The sequence below is a fragment of the Ensifer sp. ENS03 genome, assembly GCF_014852035.1.
Lineage (GTDB): Bacteria > Pseudomonadota > Alphaproteobacteria > Rhizobiales > Rhizobiaceae > Ensifer > Ensifer adhaerens.
This window is the reverse complement of the sequence record NZ_JACVAV010000019.1, coordinates 1-25785: the sequence shown is the minus strand read 5'-3', so window position 1 is coordinate 25785 and position 25785 is coordinate 1. Positions and strand designations below refer to the sequence as shown.

At 62.6% G+C, this 25785-nt stretch carries 27 protein-coding genes and 1 pseudogene; 19 read left to right on the top strand and 9 right to left on the bottom strand.

Translation table 11 applies throughout. The features are described 5' to 3' along the window. The first annotated feature begins 3 nt into the window (after positions 1 to 3). From IB263_RS33310 to IB263_RS33300, 3 genes are all read left to right on the top strand, one after another. Positions 4 to 600 (top strand): DJ-1/PfpI family protein, encoded by a 597-nt coding sequence (locus IB263_RS33310; protein WP_034802015.1) that lies wholly within the window; start codon positions 4 to 6, stop codon positions 598 to 600. 24 nt (positions 601 to 624) lie between these two features. Beyond that, positions 625 to 975, top strand: coding sequence for a ribbon-helix-helix domain-containing protein (locus IB263_RS33305; RefSeq protein ID WP_060520550.1), 351 nt, complete (start codon positions 625 to 627; stop codon positions 973 to 975). Positions 976 to 1133: 158 nt separating this feature from the next. Further along, on the top strand, positions 1134 to 2018 hold the full coding sequence (locus IB263_RS33300; protein ID WP_192373250.1) for a DMT family transporter: 885 nt from the start codon (positions 1134 to 1136) through the stop codon (positions 2016 to 2018). A 197-nt stretch (positions 2019 to 2215) separates the two neighbouring features. Here IB263_RS33300 and IB263_RS33295 read toward each other — a convergent pair whose 3' ends face one another. Further along, positions 2216 to 2674, bottom strand: coding sequence for an Rrf2 family transcriptional regulator (locus tag IB263_RS33295; RefSeq protein ID WP_051659609.1), 459 nt, complete (start codon positions 2672 to 2674; stop codon positions 2216 to 2218). Positions 2675 to 2775: 101 nt separating this feature from the next. Here IB263_RS33295 and IB263_RS33290 point away from each other — a divergent pair, with 101 nt between their 5' ends. From IB263_RS33290 to ppk2, 5 genes are all read left to right on the top strand, one after another. Further along, positions 2776 to 3741, top strand: coding sequence for an alpha/beta fold hydrolase (locus IB263_RS33290; RefSeq protein ID WP_089046062.1), 966 nt, complete (start codon positions 2776 to 2778; stop codon positions 3739 to 3741). Positions 3742 to 3909: 168 nt separating this feature from the next. Beyond that, entirely contained in the window at positions 3910 to 4320 is a 411-nt protein-coding gene (locus IB263_RS33285) for a hypothetical protein (protein ID WP_089046061.1), read from the top strand. A gap of 100 nt (positions 4321 to 4420) precedes the next feature. Beyond that, positions 4421 to 4891, top strand: coding sequence for a BA14K family protein (locus IB263_RS33280; RefSeq protein ID WP_089046060.1), 471 nt, complete (start codon positions 4421 to 4423; stop codon positions 4889 to 4891). Positions 4892 to 5141: 250 nt separating this feature from the next. Next, complete coding sequence (locus tag IB263_RS33275; protein WP_089046059.1) at positions 5142 to 6905, top strand: SulP family inorganic anion transporter; 1764 nt, start codon at positions 5142 to 5144, stop codon at positions 6903 to 6905. After that, a complete protein-coding gene (gene ppk2, locus IB263_RS33270; protein WP_060582219.1) occupies positions 6892 to 7746 on the top strand; it encodes a polyphosphate kinase 2 in 855 nt (284 codons plus the stop codon). Before IB263_RS33275 ends, ppk2 begins: the two co-directional genes overlap by 14 nt. Before the next feature lie 97 nt (positions 7747 to 7843). On the opposite strand, the gene IB263_RS33265 is transcribed toward ppk2, so the two are convergent. The 4 genes from IB263_RS33265 to IB263_RS33250 form a co-directional block, all read right to left on the bottom strand. Next, positions 7844 to 8305 (bottom strand): hypothetical protein, encoded by a 462-nt coding sequence (locus IB263_RS33265; RefSeq protein WP_034802042.1) that lies wholly within the window; start codon positions 8303 to 8305, stop codon positions 7844 to 7846. 366 nt (positions 8306 to 8671) lie between these two features. Then, positions 8672 to 10555 carry a patatin-like phospholipase family protein gene (locus IB263_RS33260; protein ID WP_089046058.1) on the bottom strand — a complete coding sequence of 628 codons (1884 nt, stop codon included), beginning with the start codon at positions 10553 to 10555 and terminating at the stop codon, positions 8672 to 8674. A 287-nt stretch (positions 10556 to 10842) separates the two neighbouring features. Next, entirely contained in the window at positions 10843 to 11379 is a 537-nt protein-coding gene (locus IB263_RS33255; protein WP_089046057.1) for an MgtC/SapB family protein, read from the bottom strand. Positions 11380 to 11495: 116 nt separating this feature from the next. Next, positions 11496 to 11942 carry a pseudoazurin gene (locus tag IB263_RS33250; protein WP_082005895.1) on the bottom strand — a complete coding sequence of 149 codons (447 nt, stop codon included), beginning with the start codon at positions 11940 to 11942 and terminating at the stop codon, positions 11496 to 11498. A 150-nt stretch (positions 11943 to 12092) separates the two neighbouring features. Here IB263_RS33250 and IB263_RS33245 point away from each other — a divergent pair, with 150 nt between their 5' ends. The 5 genes from IB263_RS33245 to IB263_RS33225 all read left to right on the top strand — a co-directional run bounded on the left by IB263_RS33245 (position 12093) and on the right by IB263_RS33225 (position 15607). Then, positions 12093 to 12749, top strand: a complete 657-nt coding sequence (locus IB263_RS33245) for a MarR family winged helix-turn-helix transcriptional regulator (protein WP_060520557.1) — start codon at positions 12093 to 12095, stop codon at positions 12747 to 12749. A 211-nt stretch (positions 12750 to 12960) separates the two neighbouring features. After that, positions 12961 to 13509, top strand: a complete 549-nt coding sequence (locus IB263_RS33240; RefSeq protein ID WP_089046055.1) for a carboxymuconolactone decarboxylase family protein — start codon at positions 12961 to 12963, stop codon at positions 13507 to 13509. A 62-nt stretch (positions 13510 to 13571) separates the two neighbouring features. Then, a complete protein-coding gene (locus IB263_RS33235; RefSeq protein WP_210187492.1) occupies positions 13572 to 14126 on the top strand; it encodes a peroxiredoxin in 555 nt (184 codons plus the stop codon). A 25-nt stretch (positions 14127 to 14151) separates the two neighbouring features. Next, the gene (locus IB263_RS33230; RefSeq protein ID WP_060610791.1) at positions 14152 to 14859 is read left to right on the top strand and encodes a glutamine amidotransferase; all 708 of its coding nucleotides are present in this window, start codon (positions 14152 to 14154) and stop codon (positions 14857 to 14859) included. Next, positions 14852 to 15607: an MOSC domain-containing protein gene (locus IB263_RS33225; protein ID WP_060610794.1), complete on the top strand. Its 756-nt coding sequence runs from the start codon at positions 14852 to 14854 to the stop codon at positions 15605 to 15607. Before IB263_RS33230 ends, IB263_RS33225 begins: the two co-directional genes overlap by 8 nt. Here IB263_RS33225 and IB263_RS33220 read toward each other — a convergent pair. Beyond that, positions 15554 to 17035 (bottom strand): FAD/NAD(P)-binding protein, encoded by a 1482-nt coding sequence (locus IB263_RS33220; RefSeq protein ID WP_060582211.1) that lies wholly within the window; start codon positions 17033 to 17035, stop codon positions 15554 to 15556. The genes IB263_RS33225 and IB263_RS33220 overlap by 54 nt on opposite strands. After that, the gene (gene ssuD / locus IB263_RS33215) at positions 17032 to 18225 is read right to left on the bottom strand and encodes an FMNH2-dependent alkanesulfonate monooxygenase (protein WP_060610802.1); all 1194 of its coding nucleotides are present in this window, start codon (positions 18223 to 18225) and stop codon (positions 17032 to 17034) included. The genes IB263_RS33220 and ssuD overlap by 4 nt, the downstream gene beginning before the upstream one ends. 188 nt (positions 18226 to 18413) lie before the next feature. Between ssuD and IB263_RS33210 the strand changes: the two genes are divergently transcribed. The 4 genes from IB263_RS33210 to IB263_RS33195 all read left to right on the top strand — a co-directional run bounded on the left by IB263_RS33210 (position 18414) and on the right by IB263_RS33195 (position 21848). After that, on the top strand, positions 18414 to 18962 hold the full coding sequence (locus tag IB263_RS33210) for a flavin reductase family protein (RefSeq protein ID WP_083523842.1): 549 nt from the start codon (positions 18414 to 18416) through the stop codon (positions 18960 to 18962). 167 nt (positions 18963 to 19129) lie between these two features. Continuing rightward, positions 19130 to 20137: a taurine ABC transporter substrate-binding protein gene (gene tauA / locus IB263_RS33205; RefSeq protein ID WP_060610805.1), complete on the top strand. Its 1008-nt coding sequence runs from the start codon at positions 19130 to 19132 to the stop codon at positions 20135 to 20137. 71 nt (positions 20138 to 20208) lie between these two features. Further along, complete coding sequence (locus IB263_RS33200) at positions 20209 to 21000, top strand: taurine ABC transporter ATP-binding protein (RefSeq protein ID WP_034801977.1); 792 nt, start codon at positions 20209 to 20211, stop codon at positions 20998 to 21000. Continuing rightward, positions 20997 to 21848 carry an ABC transporter permease subunit gene (locus IB263_RS33195; protein ID WP_134887515.1) on the top strand — a complete coding sequence of 284 codons (852 nt, stop codon included), beginning with the start codon at positions 20997 to 20999 and terminating at the stop codon, positions 21846 to 21848. Before IB263_RS33200 ends, IB263_RS33195 begins: the two co-directional genes overlap by 4 nt. 10 nt (positions 21849 to 21858) lie before the next feature. Here IB263_RS33195 and IB263_RS33190 read toward each other — a convergent pair whose 3' ends face one another. Together IB263_RS33190 and IB263_RS33185 are read right to left on the bottom strand one after the other, a co-directional pair. After that, positions 21859 to 23265, bottom strand: a complete 1407-nt coding sequence (locus tag IB263_RS33190) for an FAD/NAD(P)-binding protein (RefSeq protein WP_034801970.1) — start codon at positions 23263 to 23265, stop codon at positions 21859 to 21861. A gap of 312 nt (positions 23266 to 23577) precedes the next feature. After that, the gene (locus IB263_RS33185) at positions 23578 to 24183 is read right to left on the bottom strand and encodes an alpha/beta hydrolase (protein ID WP_034801968.1); all 606 of its coding nucleotides are present in this window, start codon (positions 24181 to 24183) and stop codon (positions 23578 to 23580) included. A 418-nt stretch (positions 24184 to 24601) separates the two neighbouring features. Here IB263_RS33185 and cysT point away from each other — a divergent pair, with 418 nt between their 5' ends. Continuing rightward, positions 24602 to 25462, top strand: a complete 861-nt coding sequence (gene cysT, locus IB263_RS33180) for a sulfate ABC transporter permease subunit CysT (RefSeq protein ID WP_064817029.1) — start codon at positions 24602 to 24604, stop codon at positions 25460 to 25462. Next, positions 25452 to 25785 (top strand): annotated as a pseudogene (gene cysW / locus IB263_RS33175) (sulfate/thiosulfate ABC transporter permease CysW); the annotation flags it as partial. The gene cysT and the pseudogene cysW, both read left to right, overlap by 11 nt.

Below are 25785 nucleotides of genomic sequence, written 5' to 3'. Positions count from 1 at the left end.
CAAATGGCAAACTCGAAAATTCTGATGATCACGGGTGATTTCACCGAAGACTATGAAACGATGGTTCCGTTTCAGACCTTGCTTGCCTGCGGCCACACGGTGCATGCCGTCTGCCCCGGCAAGAATGCCGGCGAGACGGTTGCGACCGCGATCCATGATTTCGAAGGCGACCAGACCTATTCCGAAAAGCGCGGTCACAATTTCGCGCTCAACGCCACCTTCTCCGCCATCCGCGCTGAAGATTACGACGCGCTGGTCATACCCGGCGGTCGCGCGCCCGAATATCTGCGTCTCAACCCGGATGTCATCAAGGCTGTCCAGCATTTCTTCGCGGCGGGAAAACCGGTGGCGGCCATCTGCCACGGCGCACAATTGCTGGCGGCGGCCGGCGTGTTGAAGGGCCGCACCTGTTCGGCCTACCCGGCGTGCCGTCCGGAGGTCGAACTTGCCGGCGGCATTTATGCGGATATCGCGATCAGCGACGCGGTCGCCGACGGCAACCTCGTTACCGCGCCGGCGTGGCCCGCCCATCCGTCGTGGCTGCGCCAGTTCATGGCTGTGCTCGACGCCTCGGCCCTGCTACAAACGGACGCCGCCTGAGAAGGCAGCCACGGGAGGGGCGAGATGTGCGAGTTGTTCATAAAGGCGGATGCGCGGCTCTGGGAGAGCACCACCCGGTCGCTGCGCATCGATGGCATGGTGACGAGCGTCCGGCTGGAGAACTTCTTCTGGTCGAAGCTTGAGGAGATCGCGCGGCGCGATCGTATGAACGTCACGCAGCTGATCACCAAGCTACACCACGAGTCCATCGATGCCGGGCATGATCTCGGGAACTTCACATCATTCCTGAGGGTCTGCTGCGCGCGCTATCTCGACCTGCAGCTGTCAGGTGACATTCCGACGGATGTCAACCAACCGATCGCCGGGCTGAACGCTCCGGCGATCCTCACGCGCGAGCAGGAAAAATATCATTGAGCTGAGGCAGGCTGCCCCTTCGCGGGGGCAGTCCCGGCTCGACGCGCCCCTCGCCTGCTGCCGCGGATCCAGGATCATCAAACCAAAGTCGTTTGGTTCAAGCCCCGGCGACAAGACTATGCTATTCAGGGGGCCAGCGATTCTGAGTTTGTAGTGCAATGAGCCCCAAGACCCGCGGTTATCTGTTTGCCTTCCTTGCCATTTGCATCTTTGCTGGCCAGGACGCCATCACCAAGTATCTTGGCGACCGCTACCCCGCTTTGTTCATCACGATGATCCGATTCTGGGCGTTTGCGCTCTTCGTGTTCGCTTTCGCCGCCTCGTCATCGGGTGGACTTCGCAAGACCGCTCACACGCGCCACCCCTGGCTGCAGGTCGTGCGGGGCCTGCTGCTCGTCGCCGAAATCGTCGTCATCGTCATTTCCTACGTTCACGCCGGGCTCGCCATGAGCCAGTCGATCTTTCAGGCGACACCACTGATCATCACCATCCTCTCGATCCCTCTTCTCGGGGAGACCGTGGGATGGCGGCGCGGTGCGGCCATTCTGATCGGTCTGATCGGCGTTCTGGTGATCATCAATCCCGTCAACGTGCACTTCGACTTGTCGCTGCTTCTGCCGCTCGCAGCCTCCGTGCTTTTCGCGCTTTACAGCATTGCCACCCGCGCCGTCAGTCGCGAGGATTCGGCCGTCACGAGCCTCTTTTATGCCGGTGTTGTCGGCGCCGTGGCGATCTCGCTGGTCGGCCCGTTCTACTGGACAGAGGTGGTGCCGTCCGATTGGTTTGCCCTTGCCGCGCTTTGCGTCTGTGGCACCCTCAGTCACTTTTTCCTCATCAAAGCCTACGGACTGCTGCCGGCAGCCGAAGTCCAGCCCGTTACCTATTTCCAGCTGGTCCTCAATGTGATCTTCGCCGTCATGCTCTTCGGCGAGACGATCACTCACAACATGATCGTCGGCGCGCTCATCGTCGTCGGCGCCGGTCTCTTCACGATCTGGCGCGAGCATCAGCTGGCGAGACGGTCGTCGGTATCGCGCGCCTAGTCCTGCTCGCTGACCGGCCGCTCAGGCGCCGCCAGCGATATGAGAGCAGCCAGCGTCTTTCGAAGGCCGAGATCAAGCCGCTTGTCCTGCCGGACGATCATGCAGAGCCGCCGGCTCAGTTTTTGGCGAAAGGGCCTGACCACAAGCTCGCTCGATCCTGCCGCTTCGCCGGCTCATCGCCCACATGCGTGGCGCCTTCAGGCTTGATGATCCAGGTGCGTTGCCCGCTGAGACCCCGCAGCATCCTTCATCGCACGCTCCGCAATCGTTGAAAGCCTGAGTTCGGCAAACTCCTGCAGCAGGGTCCGCTCCGCTTTTTCGAAGGCGTCCACCAGCGCCGCATTCGCTGCGCGCTCCACCGGGCAGGTCGGATGGTCCTCGGACACGCCTGCCGCCAGAACCTGCCCATCGTCCAGCGCCCGCTGCACATCGAGCACCGTCAACTCCCCAAGCGGCCGCAGAAGCGCCCAGCCCCCTCCCCGGCCGCCTTCGGAACCGACGACACCCTTGCGCTTCAACGCCCCCATCGTCCGGCGAACGACCACCGGGTTGGTGTTCAGCATCTTGGCGATGGTCTCTGACGTCTCCCGTCCCCCGAGCAGTGCCATGTGTATGAGCACATGGATCATCCGCGCCAACCGGCTGTCTTGCTTCATTCGACTCCCCATAGCGTAACAATATAAGTTACACACTCTTGACGTCACCTGTTTCCGTAACTTATACAATTACGGTATCAGAGTGTCGAGAAGGAACGAAGATGCAGGCCCAGACAATCCAGACCCGAACCATCCGCATGGGCTTTATCGAACAGGGAAACGGCCCGGCCGTTCTGCTCTGCCATGGCTTCCCGGAGACCTCCCATGCCTGGCGGCACCAGATAGCGGCACTTGCGGAGGCCGGCTTTCGCGCGATCGCGCCTGACATGCGCGGCTACGGCCTCTCGGAATGTCCTCCATCGGTCGACGAATACAGCGTGTTTCACATCGTCGGCGACATGATTGCTCTGCTGGATGCCCTCGACCTATCAACGGCCATCCTCGTCGGTAACGACTGGGGCGCGACCGTTGCCTGGCAGGCGGCACAGATGCGGCCCGACCGTTTCTGCGGCGTTGTCGCCATGAGCGTGCCGATGATGGGCCAGGCGCCCGTTCCGCCGACCCGGATCTTCCCGCGGACCGACGAGGCAGAATTGTACACGCTCTATTTCCAGGAGCCTGATGTCGCCGAGGCGGAGCTGGAGCGTGACATCGGCCAGACGCTGCGAAAGATCCTCTTTGCGGCTTCCGGCGACGCGGGCGCACGACAGGCCGGAGACCAGACACCCAATCCGTTCGGCATGGTATCGCGCCGGCATGGACTGCTTGCGCCGCTGCCCGACAGCATGCCCGACTGGCTCACTGCTGCAGACCTCGACACCTACATCAGCGCCTTTGCCACGACCGGTTTTCGCGGAGGGTTGAACTACTATCGAAACCTCGATCGCAATTGGCAGCTGCAGGCCGCTTTCGCCGGCGTAAAGGTCGAAATTCCTGCCCTGTTCATGGTCGGCGAGCGCGACACGGGCCTCGCCATCCCCGGGATGCGCGAAATTGTCGATGCAATGCCGCCCCTCGTCCCGCAGCTCAAGGAAAGCATCATCGTGCCCGGCAGCGGCCATTGGCTGCCGCAGGAGCGCCCCGATGTCGTGAACGAGGTTCTCATCCGGTTTGCCCGGAATGTTTGAAAGTCACGTGATCGACGAGCGAAGGACACCCCCTGTCCCCCGAGACCAAAGAATGCATGATCGCACACGCAAAACGTGTGGATCCAAGGGGTGCATCTCGATGAAACGGGTGCGGCCCGGGCCCTCATGCGACTTAAATCCAAACTTAAAGTATTCTCAGGATTGCTCATGAAAACCTTTAGATATCTCTTTTTGCCCGTAATCGTTGTCGCTTTGTCGGCTTGCACCACAACCTCCGACGATTCCCGGCAGCAGGCGCTATCGATCACGGCGCGCAGCGGCGTGAAGACGCTCGTCGCCAAGAACTGGCATATCGACGATAACTGCAGCCAGATCGACTATCCGGCGATGACGATTGCGGAGAAGCCCAAGCATGGCCACCTGGAGATTGTCCACGAGGCGGTCTATCCGAAACTGGTGGGCAAGCAGTCAAAATGCGCGACAACCAAGGTGAATGGCGTCGTCGCCTACTATACGCCGAACCCCGGCTATACCGGCCGCGACCGGCTTGTCATTCGCTCCCCCTATGAAGACGGAAAGATCGAAGAAGGCGTATTGAGCGTGACTGTCCTCAAATAGACAGGCGCTTGGTCGGGCGGCGGAAGCACCTGGAAAACGAAGTGCTATCGAACCGGTTCCGCGCTATAATCGGGCGCGGGGTGGAAAGAAGGTGAAGCCAATGAAGAGGCTAGCAATCTTTGCCTTGTCACTGGCGGCGGTGGCTACGAGTGTTCCGCCGGCCATGGCATTTCCTCCAGCCGTTACGGCGGAGATCGGGGCATCTCAAGTCCAACCGGTTCAGTACAGGCACCACGGCGGCGGCTATCACGGCGGCTACAACCACGGGCATCACCACGGCGGTGGCGATGACTGGGCATGGGCGCTCGGCGGATTGGCAACCGGCGCGATCATCGGCGGGCTGCTCGCGCAGCCTCGCTACTATGGCCCGGGCTATTATGACGAAGGCTATTACGGCCCGACCTATTCCGCCCCACGCTACTATGCGCCGCGCTACTATCGCCAAACCTATTACGGAGGCAGCGCCCACACCCGCTGGTGCTACGCTCGTTACCGGTCCTACAGGGCCTATGACGACACGTTCCAGCCGTATTACGGTCCGCGGCAGGCGTGTGTCTCCCCCTACTACTGAAGCGTTGAAGCTCAGCTGACACGGGCTTCATAACTTGGTGCAGATCCCTCGGTCCGGCACTTGCCGGATCGACGCGGCAGGCCACCTCTAATTGTCTGCAACTTTTATTCTTTTTGTCGAAGCCGATGAAAGGAAAGTTTTGCAACCCTAATGTACGCAATGATAGAGTGCATTGTTTGCGCTTCCCGCGCAGCCTGATTTGTAGCGTTTAGAGCACTTTAAGAGGGCTGTGCCCCCGGGGACCGTCAGCATGCTGAACCTGCCTCGCCTGCCGCTTCTGGACAACCTTAAGGGGTATCAGGGAAGTTGGTTGCGCAGTGACATTTCCGCAGGCGTCGCCATTGCCGCGGTCGGATTGCCGAGCGCCATCGCCTATCCCGCCATCGCCGGGCTGCCGCCCGAGACGGGCCTTTATGCGAGCATCACGCCGCTTGTCGCCTACGCCCTTTTCGGTCCGTCGCGGCAACTGATCGTCGGACCGGATGCGGCGACGATGACGGTGCTGGCGGCCGTGCTGACGACGGTATTCGCCTCCTCTGCCGGTGGCGCTGACCGCGTAACGGCGGCGGCCCTGCTGGCCCTCATCGTCGGCATCCTCTGCCTGATTGCACGCCTCGTCCGTCTCGGCGTGCTCGCGACCTTTCTTTCGCGCCCGATCCTCACAGGCTTCTTTGCTGGAATTTCCCTCTCGATTCTGGTTGGACAGATCAAGCGCGTCACCGGCGTCCAGATCGAGTCGGACGGGCTGATCAGCCCTATTCTCGAACTTCTGAGGCAGGCCGGCTCCATCCACTGGCCCACTCTGGTGTTTGCCTTGGCGTGTTTTGCGCTGCTGCAGGTCGCCCGCTTCTATCGCTCACCCGTTCCAGGTCCTGTTATCGTCGTCTTCGTCGCGGTGTTGTTGTCATATCTCTTCGACTTCGAAGGGCGCGGCATGACGGTCGTCGGCAACATTCCCGACGGCTTGCCGACCTTCGTCCTGCCTCGTCTCGAGGGTCTGCCGATCGATGGATTGCTGACCGGCGGCGCGGCAATCTTCCTCGTCAGTTTCGGTTCCGGCGTCATCGCAGCGCGCAGTTTTGCGGCGCTCGGCGGCTACCGCGTCGATCCGAACCGTGAACTGAGCGGCTTCGGGGCCGCCAACATCGCGGCAGGACTGTTCGGGACGTTTCCGGTGACCGCCTCGGATTCACGCACGGCCGTGAATTTCGCCGTCGGTGGGCGGTCGCAGATCGCGAGCCTCGTTGCGGCGGGGACCCTGATGGTGGTGCTGCTCTTTCTTGGTGACGTCCTTCGCATTCTGCCGGTCGCCGCGCTCGGGGCGATCCTTGCGGCAACGGCGCTCAGCCTGATCGACATCGACGGCCTGAGACGGATCTGGACCGTCAACCGCATCGAGTTCATTTTCGCGCTGATTGCCCTTTGGGGACCGATCGGCCTCGGCGTGCTGAACGGCGTGGTCATCGCCATCGCTGCAACACTGGTCTACCTCATCTTGCAGACCATGTATCCGCACGACGCCATGCTGGGCCGCATCCCCGGGCGCGACGGCTTCTACAAACTGCATCGCATGACCGAGGCACGTCCGGTTCCAGGCTTCGGTGCCTGCATGGTTCAAGATAGTCTGCTTTTCTACAACGCCGATTACGTCCGCGAGCGCCTCGAGGTGATCGCCGAGAGCCTGCCGCAACCCGCCCGCTGGCTGGTGATCGATGCGAGCGCCATCCCGCAAATCGACAGCACCGCCGCGGACATGCTTGGAGAGTTGCAGAGCGACCTGAAGAACCGCGGCGTCACGCTCGGTCTGGCCGAGTTGCACACCGATGCGCGCGCCCTGCTCGAGCGCTCCGGGGTCGTCGAGAAGATCGGCCCGGGTATGATCTTCGAGGGGATGGAAGATGCGCTCGACGCTTACGAGACCAAATACGGGCGGAACGACGGTCAGCCGACCGGTTCTGTCGAGATCAAGCCAGATGACCATGTCCGAACGGGAGGGAAAAATGGGCAAGCATGACGGCAAGAAGAAAAAGGGCAAAGACAAGAGCGAAGGCGAAATAGCCGCCGACGCGACGACTTCGGACGACTCGTCATCCGAGGGCTATGCCAAGGAGCTCGCCCGGCTGCAGCAGGAAACCGCCCATCTGCAGGCCTGGGTGAAGAAAACAGGCGCGCGCATCGTCATCGTCTTCGAAGGCCGCGATGCGGCCGGCAAGGGCGGCGTGATCAAGCGGCTGACCGAGCGTGTCAGCCCACGCGTCTTCCGCGTGACCGCGCTGCCGGCGCCGACCGACCGCGAGAAGTCGCAGATTTACATGCAGCGCTATATCCAGCACCTGCCCGCCGCTGGCGAGATCGTGATCTTCGATCGCTCCTGGTATAACCGCCCCGGCGTCGAGCGCGTTATGGGTTTCTGCTCGGATGACAGTGCCCGACGCTTTCTCGAGCTCGCGCCGCGTTTCGAAGCGGCCATGGTCGAAAGCGGCATCATCCTGCTTAAATACTTCCTCGACGTCAGCGAGAAGGAGCAGGAAAAGCGCTTCCGGCAGCGCATTGCCGATCCGCTGCGCCAGTGGAAGCTCAGCCCGATGGACGTCGAATCCTATCGCCGCTGGTGGGATTATACCCGCGCCTACAACGAGATGATCCGTATGACGGACACCGATTTCGCGCCCTGGTGGATCGTACCGTCGGATGACAAGAAGCGTGCCCGCATCAACTGCATCTCGCACATTCTCTCGTCGATCCCATACGAGCGCGTGAAATTCTCGGAGCCCGATCTCGGCAAGCGCCAGAAACGGCCGGATGACTTTGCTGCGGACGACCACGTGCGTAGAAACGTGCCCGACGTTTTATAAGACTGAAAAGCCCGCACCAAAGGTGCGGGCTTTGAACACTTTCGATCGGGGACGAGCCGCAGCGTGACAACGCGATGCGACGCCGGGACGGTCGTACTCAGGCTTTTTCGGGAGCCCAGTTCAAGAAGAACCCGACGTCACCGGGCACGCCACCCGGGAAGTTGATGATCATCGCCTTCAACTTGTAGCCACTTGGCTTGCCGAAGGCCTGATAGCGATCAAAGAACTCTTTTGCTTTTCCCTGCAGCGTGTTCGGCCAATCCCGGTCGCCGCTGTTGATCGCGCGGCCGCTGTCAGTGCAAAGCTCGGACGGGAAGCTGTAGACCATCGCTTCGAACTTGCCGGCCTTCACGGCGTTCGCGACCAGCCGGCGAACGATGGCGATTTCCTCTTCCGTTACATGCTTCTTGAGAAAATCCGCGGCAAAGTCGGCGAGCTTTTGCTCTTCGATGGATTTTAGTCGCCGCTCCTTGTCCATCTCGTCCATTTCACGCTGGAGCATCTGCATTCTGAGGTCCTGTGCACTTGGAGGTGCGCCGGCATTCTTGTTGTCAGACATCACGTCGATCCACTTCAAGCAAATGGGCGCTCTGTGACGAAGCGATACACGGCTTCCGTGCATCACATGACCAGGGACGTCCCGCAGTTACATCCAAGGAAACCCAAATGGCAGTGCAATTCGGGGACGAAACATTTTCGAATGCGAGCCGCTATATCTCCGATGGCCCTCTATTCATTGGTCTTTTCACTGCAAAACGAAAGAACCGCGACTGGCTCTCCCGATGCAAGGCTATCCTAAAATACCACAACCGCAAGAGGACAGTGACAACTTAACAGGGGCGGCAAGATCAGTCGAAAATCCATGCGCATGCAAAGCACTCGCGGGCCTTACATAACGATCAGGCCACGGATGCCGGGGCGCATCCTAGAGCGCGGAATGCGCCTGCGCGCTGCCATGTGTTTCCGGCGAGCCATAGCGGGCCGGCAGGCCGCAAATGGCCTCCATCCTCGGGTCGTTCTCGCCAATACGCTCATCAATCCATGATTTCGCCCAATAATAAGCTTCGGCAAACAGTTCGGAGTGCCGGCTCCAATCCATAAAGCTTATCGCCGCCGAGACTGGTGGGGAAATCAGGATGTCCTTTTCCCCGAGAGCGATCTCCTGCGGCCGGTGCGCCAGCATGCTTGCGGCAATGACCTGGATCAGGTTGGGGATTTTCGGCAAGCCCGAGCGGCCGAAGGGGTTGAGCAACCGAACGGTCAGTTCGGACGCGCCGGGAATACTGTCATAGTCGATGTGTTGTTTTCCCGGACCGCCCCCACCCAGGCTCACGACGACGTTCGGGCCTGTCTTCAGTTCCTTCATCTGTTCCAGTGGCAGATTGTTCATGATCGCCCCGTCGACCAGCATGTCACCGTCGGCCGTGAAGAAGGGCGGCAGTATGCCGGGGATCGAACCCGACGCTCTGACGGCCTGCCATAGTTTTCCGCGGCGATGGACATGCGCTTGCCCTGTGCTGAGATTGGTCGACAGCGCGAAAAATGGCAGCCAGAGGTCTTCGATAAGAACGTCGCCATATTCCGCCTGCAGCGTGCGGTCGAGCACCTTGTGATCCAGCAGCGCATATTGCGGCACGGTCAGCCGACGAAAGGCGCGACTGCGGACAAAGATCTCGTGCGTCCCACGATTGATCTCGTCGGCGTTCATGCCGCGGGCGAAGCCCGCCATCATGGCCGCCCCCGAACTGGTGCCTCCCAGATAGTCGAAGGAGGCGCCGGCCTCGATAAAAGCCTTGTGGACGCCAAGATGCGCGCATCCGAGCGAGCCCCCGCCGGCTGCGACAAAGCCCCTCGCCTCGCCGGCAATGAAGCGGACCAGACGCTCGACATCCTCAATGTCGTCGAGCGCCACGTGATGATGCTGCCGGATTCCGGGGCGCTCGTTCAGCCAGCCGCTGGTGCCGGCGACCGTTGCGGCGCGCTTGTCGTGCACCAGAGCGAGCCGCACGCTCGATGGCGAGTGCACTGACAGCGCCAGTTGCTCTGACGGGTTGAGTTTTGCAGAGCCGGACGGCTCGCCGACCAACAGGACACCATCGGCCTGGCGGATGCAGACACGCGTCCAGTCGCTTGGTTCGTCGTCGGCGATGTAGACGAGGCCTCCGGTCTTGGCTTCCAATTGGTTGAGCCAGTCCAGCACCGGCTGATCATCGATCGGAACGCCGGGAAAGCGCTCTTCGATGTCGGCCCTCGCCAGGAAAGCCGTGCGCGTGGATCCGGAAAAAGCCTTGCGCAGCAGGTCGATGAAGCGGGGAGAAACCCGGCTGCTTCCGGCAGCAACAATCGCGAGCGTCCTTATCCGGCAGGCGCCCTCGGCATGCGGCGAAGCCGGTGCCTGCTTGGCAAACCGTCGCGCCAGAAACGTGGTGACCGATTGGCGCAGGCTCGGCAGGGCACTCGCCGCCTTTTCGAACTGGTGGTCACAGATCGAAAGAACAATGGAATCGCGAGCAGCAACGACCGTAGCCATGCGCGGCAGCCCGGCGAAGAAACCGACCTCGCCAACGAGTTCGCCCTGCCCTATCTCGGCAATAGGGTCGGAGACGTCATCCCGGTGCACGGTAAAGCGGCCGGACAGGACCACGAAAAACCGGTCCGACGACTCGCCTTGGCGAACCAGGATCTCGCCACGCCGCACGATGCCGCGATCGGAATTGGCGGCCAAGGCTTCCAACGCAGCCAATGACGTCTGGTCGAACATCAGGGTCTCAGACAACAGCTTGGCAGCAAGGGAACCGGTGGCGTCCATTGAACCTTCCTTGGAAACAGGCCGCTTACGAGCTTAGCCGTTTCGATCGGGATTGCCGAACACATTTCCTCGCCACGCCATATGGCGCAGGCGGCTTTCACCGGGTCATAAACAGATGGCTCGCCCCTGAAGACACGACAGCGACGCCGGGTCGAGGGCGCCAGCGGGACACAACCTTTCTGTGCAGAATAGCATTGCGTTGCACCTAGCCTGGGACGGCAGGGGATTACCCTAAGGCTTGCAGAACCCGCCGCGAGACGGCGCTCAGGACTATCGCAAACCTATCGTTAGGCTTGCTTCTTGCCGCCCTCGTCGCTCGCCTTACCCTCCGGCTCCACGTCAGGCTTTTGGTGTCGCACGGCCTTGGCTTCGAAGTAGCCGATGATGGTGAGAACGGCGAAGGCGGAACCGACCGCCAGGCCGGCAACGATCCAATGGCCGAAGCCGACCGAAATGCCGATCGCGCCGGCAAGCCAGAGGCTGGCCCCGGTCGTCAGGCCCTGAACCTCGCCGCGAGACAAGACGATTGTGCCGGCTGCAAGAAAGGCGACACCGGCTGTAACCGCCTCCACCACGCGCAGAGGATCGATGCGGACGCGTTCGTCGAAGAAGCCGCCGAGGCGGACGCTTTCGATCGAGATGATGCCGAAGGTGCAGGCTGCGAGGCAGACGAGCATATGGGTCTTGAGGCCGGCTGGTCGTGCCTTGACCTCGCGCTCGAAGCCGATGAGCGCGCCCATCAGCAGCGCCCCAAGGATGCGCGCAAAAATGACCGGATAGGAAATTTGCGATGGCGGAAACAATTCGGCAGTGATCTGATCCATGCGGAACCAACGCGAATGCTTCGCATTGGTTCCGCATGATGGCGCCCGCGCCTCACCCAGTGCGCAGACGCCAGGAGCGGCCTGTCCCCACCCCGCTCCGAAGCGCTAGAAGTCGCTTAGTTACCGAGCGCCGCGAGGGCTGCGTCCAGGCGTTCCTGAGCCTTCTTCGGGTTCTTCGCTCCCTTGACCGCTTCCAGGTTGGCCGGCGCATCGCCGACCTGAACGACGCCGACCATGCCCATGCCGTAGTGCGGCGTGCACTTTACGCCGTAGACGCCCGGCGCCGTGAAAGTCACCTTGTAGTTTTCATTGATCTTGCTTTTGAAGGCCTCGGCGCCATCGGGGATCATGCCCTTGATGGTTTCGACGTTATGTCCCTTGTCGGTCGGGATGAAGGTGACCGTGTCGCCAGGCGCAACCTTCAGCGACGCCGGCTCGAAAACCATCGCGCCGTCCTTGCCCTTGTTCAGCATGTGCACTTCGAAGTCCGCGGCGGCTGCCGGTGCGGCGACCAGCATTGCCGCGATCGCGATACCAAATCCGCTCTTGATTGCATTCAACATCGTCTTCTCCATTTGAGCGACCAGCCCGTGCTCGGGTTGTTCGAGAAGAGGATTAAGCCTGAGACGCCCCCTCCACTTTGATGCGCGTCAAATTCGCGCCGCTTTTTTGTCGGCATTGACAATACATAGGATTCCTATATTAATCACCGTATGAGCAAGGAACCTGACACGACACCGCCCCTGATCGACCGTATCGGCGACGGCCTTTCCCGCGTAGCGACGGCCATGCGCACGGAGGCCTGGTCGAGTGCGGAAGCGATCGGCCTCAATCCGACGCAATTGCAGATCCTGACCTTCCTGGTTGCCCGTAGACGCGGCGGAATGCGGGTAAAACAGATCGCCGGTTATCTCGGCGTCAGCCAGCCGACGACGACGGACTCGGTCAACGCGCTCTTGCGCAAGGGGCTGGTCGAGAAGCGGCCGGATCCGAGCGACGCGCGCGCCCTTTCGGTTGCCACCACGCCGGCCGGCGAGGACGCAGTACGACAGGCGGGGCGGCTCGCATCAGCCACGGAGGATGCCATCGCTTCGCTTTCGAGGCTGGAGCAGCAGGATCTGCTCATGCATCTCGTCAAGATCATCCGTGGTCTGCAGGCGGCTGGCGCCATCCCGGAACAGCGCATGTGCGTCAACTGTCGATACTTCCGGCCGCATGTCTATGACGACCCGAAGGCGCCGCATCACTGCGCGTTCGTCGATGCTGCGTTCGGACCGGCGGAACTGCGCGTCGATTGCGGCGAATACGAAACAGCAGAACCCGAAGCACAAAGGGCGGCCTGGCGTCTCTTCAATCGCGAGACGGTCTGATCATGCCAAACGATCCAGCCGCCGGCGCCAATGCCGGCGGTCCCGAAGGCGTCGCTCCCCCCCCGGCGCCTCGCCACAAGCTTCACCATCGGAATTCGCGAGCGCTGTTTCCTGCGTCGCAAGCGGACAGACGATGATGTCGGCGCCGGTCCGACGACTGCCATCGGCGGACCGGCAATTTTCTCCCTCCAGCAAATAGAAAGAGAAAACCATGAGCAGAATTAATCTAGTCGACCCCGTTTCGGCAACTGGCCCCAGCGCCGAACTGCTTGGCGAAATCCGCTCCGCCTTCGGGGTAGCACCCAACATGTTCCGCGCCGTCGCCAATTCACCGGCGGCCCTTGCCAGCATGTGGGGCTCCTTCGGCGCGCTCGGCAAGGGACGCCTCGGCGCCAAGCTCGGCGAGCAGATCGCCGTTGCCGTCGCGGATCGCAACGATTGCCACTATTGCCTGGCGGCGCACACCGCACTTGGCCGCAAGGCCGGCGCGACCGCCGAGGAGATGACGGCAGCGCAGCACGGCAAGTCCTCCGATCCGAAGACGGCTGCGGCCCTTACCTTTGCTCAGAAGCTCGTCGAGGCGCGCGGACAGGTATCCGACGCGGATGTGCGCACCTTGCGCGACGCCGGCTTCGATGACGAGGACGTCGTCGAGATCATCGCGCATGTCGCGCTCAACCTGTTCACCAACTACATCAACGTCGCGCTTGCCGTTCCGGTCGACTTCCCCGGCGTGAAGCTCGTTCGCGAAGCCGCCTGATCCGCACATGTCGCAAAGGCCGGGCGACGAGCGTTCGCCCGGCCGTCTTGGAGATGAGAACAATGAACAGCAATCACAGGACCGCGGCTCCGGAACTCGCCGTTTCGACCTGGTTCAACACACAGGAACGTCCGAGCCTTGCGCAGCTTCGCGGCCGGGTCGTTTTCCTTCATGCGTTTCAGATGCTGTGCCCGGCCTGCGTTTCGCACGGACTGCCGCAGATGCAGCGCGTCCAGAGCATTTTTCGGGATACCGATCTTCAGGTCCTCGGCCTGCATTCGGTGTTCGAGCATCACGCGGTCATGACACCCGAGGCGCTGAAGGCTTTCATTCATGAGTATCGCCTGACCTTCCCGATCGCCGTCGACCAGCCTTCCGAGCAGGGACCGATACCGAAAACGATGGAGCGCTACGGCATGCGAGGCACGCCGACGGCAATCATCATCGGACGCGACGGTCATGTCGAACACCACCGCTTCGGCATCGAAGACGACATGGTCATCGGCGCGCGTCTTGCGACACTCCTTTCCGCCCCGATCCCCGATTTCAGCGCGGCCACCGCCACTTCAGCCGGGTGCACGAGCGAAGGATGCGTGCCCGACGCGCGGGCCGGCTAGAACCTCTGAGCATGGAGAACAGACGATGACGACCAGAAAGGCGCTCGCCCTCAGACATGTGCATTTCGAAGATCTCGGCAGCTTTTCCGGACCGCTGCGGGCGGCGGGATTTGAAATCGAGTACCGCAATGTCGGCGACGAAAATTACCTCTCTTTCGATCCGTTGGAGCCCGATCTCGTCATCGTGCTCGGCGGTCCGATCGGGGTCTATGAAGACGGGGCCTATCCCTTCATCGCCGGGGAAATCGCCATGCTTCAGGCACGTCTTGCCGGCAACCGGCCGACGCTCGGAATCTGCCTCGGCGCCCAGCTGATCGCCCGCGCGCTCGGCGCCCGCGTCTACCCTTCCGGCCTGAAGGAGATCGGGTTTTCGCCGCTGAGCCTTAGCGCCGCCGGCGAGGCCTCGGCCCTCCGCCATCTCGCCGACGTCTCCGTCCTGCATTGGCACGGTGACACCTACGACCTGCCGGCCAGCACTGACCTGCTGGCCTCGACATCGCTGATCGCGCAGCAAGGCTTCGCGCGCGGCAATACGGTGCTCGCCCTTCAGTTTCACCCGGAGGCCCAAGCCGGCGCGGCCTTTGAACGCTGGCTCGTCGGTCACGCCTGCGAACTGGCGTCCGCCGGGCTCAGCGTGCCGGGCCTGCGCGCCGACGCCCGACGTCACGGGCCTCGCCTGGAGGCGGCGGCCGCGTCGATGATCGGCGAATGGCTGGAGAACGTCGATGGTTGAGCAGGTCCCGATTGCGCTCGACGCCCTGCTCATCGGCACCCTCACGCCGATCGACGACCGCGGAACCTTAAGCGGTATCGACAAACATCCGGCTCTCGGGCCGATACATCTCGGCACAACCGGCTTTGCCGGCGACCATCAGGGTGATCTGAAGAGGCACGGTGGCCCGGATAAGGCCGTGCATCATTACCCGCGCGACCACTACGAGGCTTGGGTCAAGGATCTCGGAAGCGTAGCCAGGCTGGAGCAGCCGGGCGCCTTCGGCGAGAACATCTCGGCCTTGGGATTGACGGAAAGAGATGTCGCGGTCGGCGACCAGTTCCGCCTTGGTAAAGCCCTTCTCGAGGTGAGCCAGGGCCGGCAACCCTGCTGGAAGCTGAACCGCCGTTTCGATCTGCCGGATATGGCCCGCCGCGTCCAGCAGACCGGCCGAACGGGATGGTACTACCGGGTCATCGAAACCGGCTTGGTTTCGCCCGGTGAGCGGATGCAACTCGTCGAGCGGCGCTATCCCGAATGGACGATCGCCCGGCTGTGGCACTATCTCTATGTCGATACGCTCAACTGCGATGCCCTGTCCGAAATCGCCGATCTCGCCATCCTGCCCCCGAATTGGCGGGACTATGCAGCCAAGCGCCTGCAGACGCGGGCTGTCGAAGATTGGTCCCGCCGGCTCGACGGCGAGGCTCCGGCTTCAACGCCTGGCGGCGCCGTCGAGGGTCGTGACCAGTCGTTGCCGAACGGATGACGCCGACCTGCGGCGGGTGGCGACCCTGTCCGGCCGCGCCAGCATCTCGGCGATCTCATCGGCAATGAAGATGGCGTGATCGTTGACCTGCGGCAGGCCCATGAGTTCGCCGAAGGTGCCGCGCGCCAGCGGCCCGGCAACGATCAGCGATCTCTCGGCCACGCCACTCGTCCCGATCGCCCGACTCGCCTCATCGCAGGCAAGCCCCAGTCCGACACTGTCTAGGCGCAGCCAGCCCTTCGACGCCAGATCCGCGAGCCAGTCCTGGCTGGAAAGAATACCCGTATGCGCCGGGCCGGTCGTCACGACGCAGGCATCGAACAACAGGCGTTCCCGGATGCGCGTCTGCCGGTGACGGATATCGACCGCGATGACCTGACCGTAGCGCTCGACGCCCTCGATCGAAGCGCCGAGGACACGCAACTGTCCCGTCTCGATTGCCTGCCGGATCGCGTCATCGATCTGCGGCGCCACGCGGAACCGGTGGGCGTCCCAGAACGGTCGCAGGCGCTGCACGAGGCGGCGTCGCTCTGCAACCGGCAACGCCCGCCAGACTTGTCCGCCCTGGCTACGCAAAGCGTCGAAAACCGCATGCCAGCTGAGCCCCGCCTGAGCGGCCTGCCGCACCGCCAGGCGCACGCGTCGAAGCAGTTCGAGCGCGGTTCGCGCCGGGGTACCGACAAAATCGCCGAAGGGTTCCTGTGCTCTTCCCGCATGGCCTCGCGAACGAAGTCCGCGGCGCGACAGGGCGACGATCGAGCCGCGGTGGTCGGCGAGCCTCAGCGACGCAATCACGTCCGCCGCCGTCAGGCCGTTTCCAAGCACCAGAACGTGATCATCGGGACGAAGGCAGGTGAGAGACCCAGCGACCGTAGTGTCGGCGACGAAACGCGGGTGGCCTTCGAGCGCCTGTGCAACGCGCTTCGGCGCACAAGGCGAGGGATGCGTCGTGGCGATCACGACGATGTCGGCCAGCAGCTCCGTCCCAGCGTCGGAGGTCAGCTTCCAGCGCGCTCCACGCCGCTCGATGCGCGCGATGCGCTCGCGCCGGTGCACGACCTTGCCGCTCCGCACGAACGGCGCGACGAACGCGCCGACGTATCGCCCGAACACCGCCCGCCGCACATAAAGATGGCCATCGGCCGCCCTTGCGTCCGGGTCGCCGCGTGGCTCGCCATGGGCCGCCAGCCAGTTCAAAAAATCGTCGGGATCATCAGGAACGAGGCTCATGCGGGCCGCAGGCACATTCGTGCGATGGGCGGGATTGCCGCTATCATAGGCAAGGCCCGCGCCGAGCCGGTCTCGCGGCTCGAAGACCACGATGGCGGCGCCGTCGCTGGCGGCATGGCGTGCAAGGTTCGCCGCGACCACTGCGCCGGTGAAGCCGCCGCCGACAATGGCAATGACCGGTCGCCGCACAGCTGTCACGACTGGGAGACCTTCAGCTTCGGGCGATGATCGCCGGCGATGGTTTCGCCGAACGGCCCGGTGTTGATCGATGTCTCGCGTGCCGGGACGGCGTGGGCCAGCGGCAGATGCGGCAGAACCAGTTCACCGAAGCGATAGGCCTCTTCGAGATGCGGGTAACCGGACAGGATAAAGCTGTCGATGCCGATTTGTCGGTATTCTTCCATGCGCGCCCTGACTTGATCGGGATCGCCGACGAGCGCCGTTCCCGCCCCTCCGCGCACCAGACCGACGCCGGCCCAGAGATTGGGAGCGATTTCGAGCTTGTCACGGCGACCACCATGCAGGCGGCTCATGCGGCTCTGACCAACCGAATCCATGCGCTCGAACACCTTCTGTGCGGCAGCAATCGTGTCGTCATCCACATATCGTATCAGTTCGTCGGCGGCCTGCCACGCTTCCTTTGCGGTTTCGCGAACGATCACATGAAGGCGGATGCCGAAGGTAACGTCCCTGCCCTCGGCTTCGGCCAGGGCGCGCACTTCGGCGATCTTGCGGGCAACGTCCTCGACCGGCTCGCCCCAGGTCAGGTACTTGTCGATCGTGCGCGCTGCCACCTCCTGGCCCTTGCCGGAGGAGCCGCCGAAATAAAGCGGCGGGTGGGGCTGCTGTACGCACGGAAACAGGAGCTTCCCGCCTTCGATATCGAAGTGATTCCCCTTGAAATCGACCTCTTCTCCGCGAAGCACGGCCTTGTAGACGTTCAGGAATTCCTCGGTCACCTCGTAGCGTTCGCCATGCGCGAGATGTATGCCGTCGCCCTTGTTTTCGATCGGATCGCCGCCGGTAACGACGTTGATCAGCAGCCGTCCGCCCGAGAGACGGTCCAGCGTGGCCGTCATGCGTGCCGCGAGCGTGGGCGAAAGCAGGCCGGGCCGAACCGCGATCAGGAACCGCAACTTTTCAGTGAGCGGCGCCAGCGCCGAAGCGACCACCCAACTGTCCTCGCAACTCCGCCCCGTCGGGATGAGCACGCCATAGTAGCCGAGCGTATCGGCGGCCTGCGCGACCTGCTTGAGATAATTGAGGTCCACGTTTCGGCCGCCGCGCGTGGTTCCGAGATAGCGGCTATCGCCGTGGGTCGGCAGAAACCAGAGCACATTGATCTTCTCGGGGATCTTCTCGGGGATTTCGTCGGGCACAATTCCCATTCGCGCAAGCCTCCTCGCAGGTTCCTTCGGAGGCACGCAAGAGCGTCCCTCGATTGCCAAAAAGCATAAACTCTATAAAATTTATTGACAATAAGAATTCGGACGATCATCCTTGATGTGAGGAAAAATTTTTCCCGCATCAGCCGTGAGCGACCGGGAATTAGATTAAATTTTTCGAGGATTTGGCCATGACCATTGCGCTTGCCGCTTCTCCCGCATTCGATGCCATCGTTCCGACCGCCAATGGTTACGGGTCGATCACCACGCCCGCGCTGAAGGCGGCCATGCGCAACTTCTCAGGTGGCGTCTCCGTCATCACCGCAGGGATAGGCGAAGAGCGTACCGGCGCCACCGTGACCTCCGCAACCGCGCTCGCCGTCGATCCGCCGACCATGATCGTCAACATCAACCGCACATCCTCCACCTGGCCGGTCATCGAGCGCTATCGGCATTTCTGCGTCAACCTTCTGTCGCGCGAACAGCAAAGGGTCGCCGAGCGTTTCTCCGGTGTCGATGGCACCAAGGGCGCCGCTCGCTACGATGGCGCCGAATGGATCCGGCTTGCCAGCGGCGCGTCGGCGCTTGCCGGCGCGCTTGCCGCCATCGATTGCGAGGTCGAGGAGATCATCGAGCGCCATAGCCATGCGATCATCCTCGGTCGGGTGGTGGCGATTAGCGCGGGGACCGGCGAACCGATCGTCTACCACAACGGCCGCTACGGCGGCGTGCAGTTCTGACGCTGCTTTCCATGCATGGCACAGAGCGCTGCCACGGATCTCAAATTTGGAATGGGCTCTCTGCAAAGCCACAAAAAGCGGAATAATTTATCTACATAAAATCCATGCTTTTAATCAACATAATGTGAGGACTTCCCGAGGAAGCCGCAACCGTTGAGGAGCATACGATGACGATCCGCAGACGCACCCTTCTTGCCGCCAGTGCCGCCCTCTTGGCGGCGAGCCAGCTTTCCCTTCCAGCCCATGCGGACGAAACGACGCTGACCATCGGCTACCAGCCCATCGTCGAGCCGTCGCGCGTGCCGCAGGCAGACGGGACCTATGAGAAGGTGACCGGCGCCAAGATCACCTGGCAGAAATTCGACGGTGGCGCAGACGTGATTGCGGCACTTGCATCCGGGTCGATCGACATCGGCTATGTCGGATCCTCGCCGCTGGCCGCCGCCGCGAGCCGCCAAATTCCGCTTGAAACAATCTTCGTCGTCGGCCTGATCAGCGACGCAGAGGCGCTGGCTGTCAAGGGAATCGACAAGCCGGAAGAGCTTGCCGGCAAGAAGATTGCAACGCCCTTCGTCTCGACGGCGCATTACAGCCTGCTCACCGCCTTGAAACACTGGAACATTGACCCGAAGGCGGTTGAAATCCTCAACCTCCGGCCACCGGAGATCGCCGCTGCATGGCAGCGCGGCGATATCGATGGCGCCTATGTCTGGGATCCGGTTCTCTCCGAAATCAAGAAGACCGCGACCGTGCTTGCGACATCGAGCGACGTCGCGAAATGGGGCGGCCCGACCTTCGACGCCTGGATCGTCAGCAAGAAGTTTGCCGAGGAACATCCTGAAATCGTCACCGGCTTCGTCAAGGTGACCGGCGACGCCTATGCGGACTACCGCACCAAGCCGGAGGCCTGGAGCGCGGGCTCGCCCCAGGCCGAGAAGATCGCACGGCTCACCGGTGCAAAGCCCGAGGAGGTGCCGAACCTGCTAAAGGGCTATTACTTCCCTTCGCTCGAAGAGCAGGCGAGCGCTGATCTTCTCGGCGGCGCGACCGTCAAGGCGATCGCCCAGACCTCGGCCTTCCTGCTCGAACAGGGCAAGATCCCGGCAGTCCTCCCCGACTACGCGCCCTACGTTTCCGCCCGCTGGGCGCAGGAAGCGGCAAAGCTCTCGTTCTGACGTTCACTCAATTGCTGCCCGCCCGGATGAAATCTTCGGGCGGGCGCACTTCGCCATGCCAGGAGAACAGCATGTCCGTCCTCTCGCTTGAGAATGTCACATTGCGATACGCGGCCGATGCCGGCCGGAACACGCCGGTGCTTGCATCGATCGATCTGTCGATCGACCACGACGAGTTCGTTGTCGTCATCGGCCGCTCCGGCTCCGGCAAGACCAGCCTTCTCAATCTTGCTGCTGGCTTCGTGAAACCAAGCAGCGGCCGCGTTCGGCTCGATGGCGCGCCGGTCGCCGGCCCAGGGGCAGAGCGCGCCGTCGTGTTCCAGGACGATGCACTCTATCCGTGGCTGACTGCCCTCGACAATGTCGCCTTTCCCCTGCGCCTGCGCGGTTTTTCCAAGGCGGATCGGCTTCGGCGGGCGCGAGCCCTTCTCGATCAGGTCGGGCTCAGCGATGCAGCCGAGCGGCATGTCTGGGAACTGTCGGGCGGCATGCGCCAGCGTGTCGGCATTGCCCGTGCGCTCGCCTCCAGCCCGAAGTTTCTGTTGATGGACGAGCCGCTCGGCGCGCTCGACGCGCTGACCCGCAGCCGTATGCAGGGCTTTCTTCTGGACATATGGCAACGGAATCGCGTCGGCGCCCTCCTGATCACCCACAGCATCGAGGAGGCGCTGCTGCTGGCAACGCGGGTTATCGTGCTTGCCCCCAACCCCGGCCGGATCACCAGCGAAATCTTCACGACCTTCGGCCGCGATCACCTCGCAGGGACACCGCTTTCGGAAATCCGCAGCTCAGCCGCCTTTCGCCGCCTGCAGGACGAATTGACCGTGCTCATCCATGCCGAAGAAGAAGGAATTGCCGCATGAGCATCTCGGTTGAAGGCCTGCCGCCCATCATGCCGACGGCACGTCACCTAGACGAGCAACCGGAACAGAGCGCCGACCGACCACCATTGCCGCTTGTCTGGATTTCGCTCGCGACCACTACGGCACTGCTTTTCCTCTGGAGCCTTGCCTCCAGCTATGGTTTCGTCTCGCCGCTGTTCCTGCCGTCACCGGTTGCCGTCTACCAGGCACTCCGGAGCCTTGCCATCACCGGTTTTGTCGATGCGACGCTCGCTGAGCACGTCGGCGCCAGCCTGCTGCGGATCTTCGGCGCGCTTGCCGTCGCCCTCGTCGCCGGCATTCCCGCCGGCCTTGCCATCGGAGCGAGCCGTCTCGGCAAAGGCATCCTCGATCCGATCGTCGAATTCTTGCGACCGCTGCCGCCGCTTGCCTATCTTCCCCTGGTGATCATCTGGCTCGGCATCGGCGAAGCGTCGAAGATTGCGGTGATTGCACTGGCGATGTTACCGCCGGTCATCCTTTCGACGGCAACGGGCGTCCGTTCCGCGTCGGCCGATCACGTCAATGCGGCGCGCTCCTTCGGCGCGTCGCGGCTGCAGGTGCTGCGCCATGTCATCGTGCCGAGCGCCCTGCCCTCGATCCTCACGGGAACCCGTATCGCGCTCGGCGCCGGGTGGTCGACGCTGGTGGCGGCCGAACTCGTCGCCGCAACCCGCGGCCTCGGTTTCATGATCCAGTCCGCCGCCCAGTTCCTTGTGACCGACGTGGTCATCGCCGGTATCGTCGTGATCGCCGCTGTCGCCTTCCTGTTCGAATTGGCGGCACGCCTCATCGAGCGCTGGCTGGTGCCCTGGGCAACGCGGCGTTAAGCGGCAAGCCTTAGCCAGTCTTCAGAGTGACCCGGTTCCGGGTTGCGATCAGTCGCGCCGCGGCATAGGTCTGCGTGACGATTTCCGGCACGAGATCGATGTCGGGCAGGCTGCCGACGCCGAGCGGCCCAATTGCGTAGAGATCGCGCGTCGGGGCTCCGCCCGCGAGCACTTCGCCCGCCGGGCTGACGGCAATGCCGAGATCGAGTTCGTCGGGCTCGGCAAGGCCGCCGGAAAAAAGGCTCTGCATCAACGGCGCCTGAAGGTCAGGCGCCGAACAACGACAGTCGATCACCTGGTCGGCTGACAGCAGCGTCTCCTGGCTTTCACCGGCAAAGCGCACCATCAACCCTTCCGGACGGCGCCGGCCGGCCCAGCCCTTGCGTAGCACGGTCCGCTCGCTGGCAAGCTCCTGCCGGAGACGCAGGTAGAGGGGTGCCGGCAGGCGATTGCGGTGGCTGTCGTAGATCGACCGCAGGTGCCGGTTAAAGCGATGTTTTTCTTCCTCAGGCAGCGCCTGCCACAAGGACCGCGCCCGTCGACGCAGGCCGTTCATGGCCGCCTGCCAGCCGAGCCCTGCTTCTTCTGCCTCGGCACAGGCCTGCCGGACGAAGCGAACGATCTCGCCGAGCCGCGTCGGCATCGGCTCGACCGGAAATGTCGGCGCTGCCGAAAGACGGGTATGCGGCTGCGGCAGGAAACCATGGCGGGAGAGGATGGTGACCTCGCCGGCAAAGCCGTTATCGCGAAGCTGCAGCAGGCGGTCGACCACCCGGACTCCGCTACCGAGCAGGACCGTGTGGCGCGGCACGACGAGACGACGGGCGCGCACCAGTGGCTTTTCCTCGTCGGCAACTTCCATCTCGCCGCGGCGCAAACCAAAACCAGTCGCCAGCACAACGGCGTCGCATTCCACCGTCGCGTTCTCCTGCACCACGAGAAAGCGCCCATTAGCCTGCTTGCGAAGACCAAGCACCGCCTGACAGGAGAGCTGCATCGAAATATCCGGCCGGCGCGTCAGCGCCTCGGAGAAGCGCTGGTAAACATAGTCGCTGAAGATGCTCTTCGGCACGAAGATCTGCTGGAACCCGGGAATGGCGGCCGGCACGGCGGCGCGAAACTCGGCATTGGCCGAGAGCCAGTCGTTGAAGTCTTCGGGCTGACCGGCGGCCACCGAAAGGTCGCGAACGCGGCTGTTGAGGATTTCGCCGCTCTGGGCGGCGGCCAGGACCTGCCCGCCGCTGATCGTCGGTTGCGGATCGAAGAGATGGACGTGAAAGGCGGCCCGCACAGACTTCATCAGGGCGATAGCCATCATTACACCGGAAAAACCGCGGCCGACGATGGCGATATGCGGCTTGCCCCTGGAACTCATTTCCGTCGGAGACGTCTTGGCAAACAATCCATGGACAGTCATGTGCACTCTCCTATGGCCGGCCCCGCCGGCAAAGTTTGAAATGCATGGCTGTTTCGGTCCTCAACGCAGACACCGACCGAATTGTGAGGGTATCGGCGACCATCTGCAGGGTCGCGAGAAGATATCGTCCGCCGCAAGGACGGTCGAGCCCGTATGTCCTATCCCGGCTGGCCTGGCACCTTGGCGCATGCGCATCCCTAGACGGTATACTCTATAAACTTTGTGCGTTATTAGAGCGCGAAACGGCGCCGACATCAAGGGCCGTGTGACACGACCACGCAAAGCGGTCTCCCTCGCCATGCTCTGGAGCGTTCAAGCCACGCCGTTTGGCAAGGGTAACTGCTCTGAAAATTCGCCCGGCTGCGCACGTGCAAACTCCCGACGCGAAATCCCGTTCAACACCCTCAATAGGTCATAGCCATGCGACCAGCGGCCAAAACCACTGGCAATGTTGATGTGCCCGGCATGGCCAAGATCGACGAGGCGGCTCCCCCAGCGGGTCGAAAAATGACGCAGGCGGTCGAAAGGCATATAGGGGTCGTTCAGGCTGCCGACGACGAGGCTCGAAAAAGGCAAGGGCAGGTCGGGCATCGACCCGAAGTCGATGGCGCCCGGATGAAGCCGATCGGTCGGACCGAGATCGCACGGCGCGACGAGCAAGGCGCTGCGCACCTGCCGGGCGAGCGGGCGCCGCACGAGATTGGCGACCAGAAGGCAGCCGAGGCTGTGGGCCACGAGGTCGACTGTTCCATGCCGGAAGATCTCGTGTTCGAGCCTGTCGCGCCAGAGATCGAGCCTCGGGCGATCCCAATCGTCCTGTTCGACAAGAACCGCCTGCGGATTGTCATTGAGCCAATGGCGCTGCCAGTGGCCGCTGCCCGATCCGAACAGCCCGGGAATGATGAGCGTTGTTGCCATGACATCAGCCGCTTACGAGAATGTTTCAAAGTAACGGCCGCGCATTCTGCCGCGCCCGATTCATGGCTTGATTATGGAAGAGTGGGACACAGCGCGTAAGCAAGGAACATTCAATATCTATAAATTCTATAGCATAACTTTTCAGCTGCATCGTTTGCCTTCCATCATTTTAGATGTCAGGCATGGAACAAAGTTGGGAGCAGAGTGTTTCTTGAGACGCGGTCAGAAGCGAAAATCAGTTTCCCTTCCGGCCGCCGAAGCGTCAAAAATTTGCGTTGTTGGAGCCCATGAAATTGGTAGTTTGGCGCCGAAAGATACCGGCGCTCGAACAAGCCGGCCAACCGGCGGTTTGAAGATCGGTTTGGATGAGGGGATAGCGCAGCCGCTCGCGGCTGCGGGGCTAAGAGGTGACCGAAAGGTGACGGAGCGACGCAATGGGAACCGGTGGCGATTTCGCCAGCCGAGTGTTTTGCCTGGATTTGGATTGTCGCTCGGGATCACGCTGAGCTGGCTGGTTCTGATCGTGTTGATCCCGTTGTCGGGTCTGGTGTTTCGCGCCAGCGGGCTCGGCTGGGCGCAGTTCGTGGCGCTGGCGCTTGATCCGCGCACGCTCAATGCCTTGAAGATCTCCTTCGGCACGGCCTTTATCGCTGCCGTTATCAATCTCGTCTTCGGCGTCATCCTCGCCTGGGTATTGGTGCGCTACCGGTTCCCCGGCAAGCGGGTGATCGACGCCATGGTCGACCTGCCCTTTGCGCTGCCGACCGCGGTTGCCGGCATTGCGCTGACGACGCTCTATGCCCCGAACGGCTGGATCGGCCAGTTCCTGGAGCCGCTTGGCCTCAAGATCGCCTTCACCCCGGCCGGCATCGTCATTGCCCTGATCTTCGTCGGCCTGCCCTTCGTGGTCAGGACCGTGCAGCCGATCATGGAGGAGATCGACAAGGAAGTGGAGGAGGCTGCAGCCACCCTTGGCGCCAGCCGCTTCCAGACGATCAGCCGGGTGCTTTTGCCGGGGCTCTTGCCAGCCGGCCTCACCGGCTTTGCGCTCGCCTTTGCCCGCGGTGTCGGCGAATACGGCTCGGTGATCTTCATCGCCGGCAACCTGCCTTATGTCTCCGAGATCGCGCCGCTGCTGATCGTCATCCGGCTCGAAGAGTTCAACTATGCGGCTGCGACAGCAATTGCCGCGGTCATGCTGGCGATCTCGTTTGCCATGCTGCTCCTCATCAACTCGATCCAGGCCTGGAGCCGGCGGAGATATGTCTATGTCGCATGACCTGACCGCCGCCTCAGCACCCAGTCCCGGTCTCAGTCCGGCCTCCGGCCCTCGCGCCGCCCTGCCGGAACTGGCCGCCGCCACCTCCGAAAGCCGCTTTGCCCGACTGACGCTGACGATCACGGCGCTTGCCTTCGTCGCACTGTTTTTGCTTTTGCCGCTCGCCGCCGTCTTTACCGAGGCGCTGCGCAAGGGCGTGACGGAATTCGTGCTGGCCCTTGGCGATGCCGAAACCTTTTCCGCCATCCGCCTGACGCTGATCGTCGCCGCCATCGCCGTGCCGCTCAACCTCGTCTTCGGCGTGGCCGCCGCCTGGGCGATCG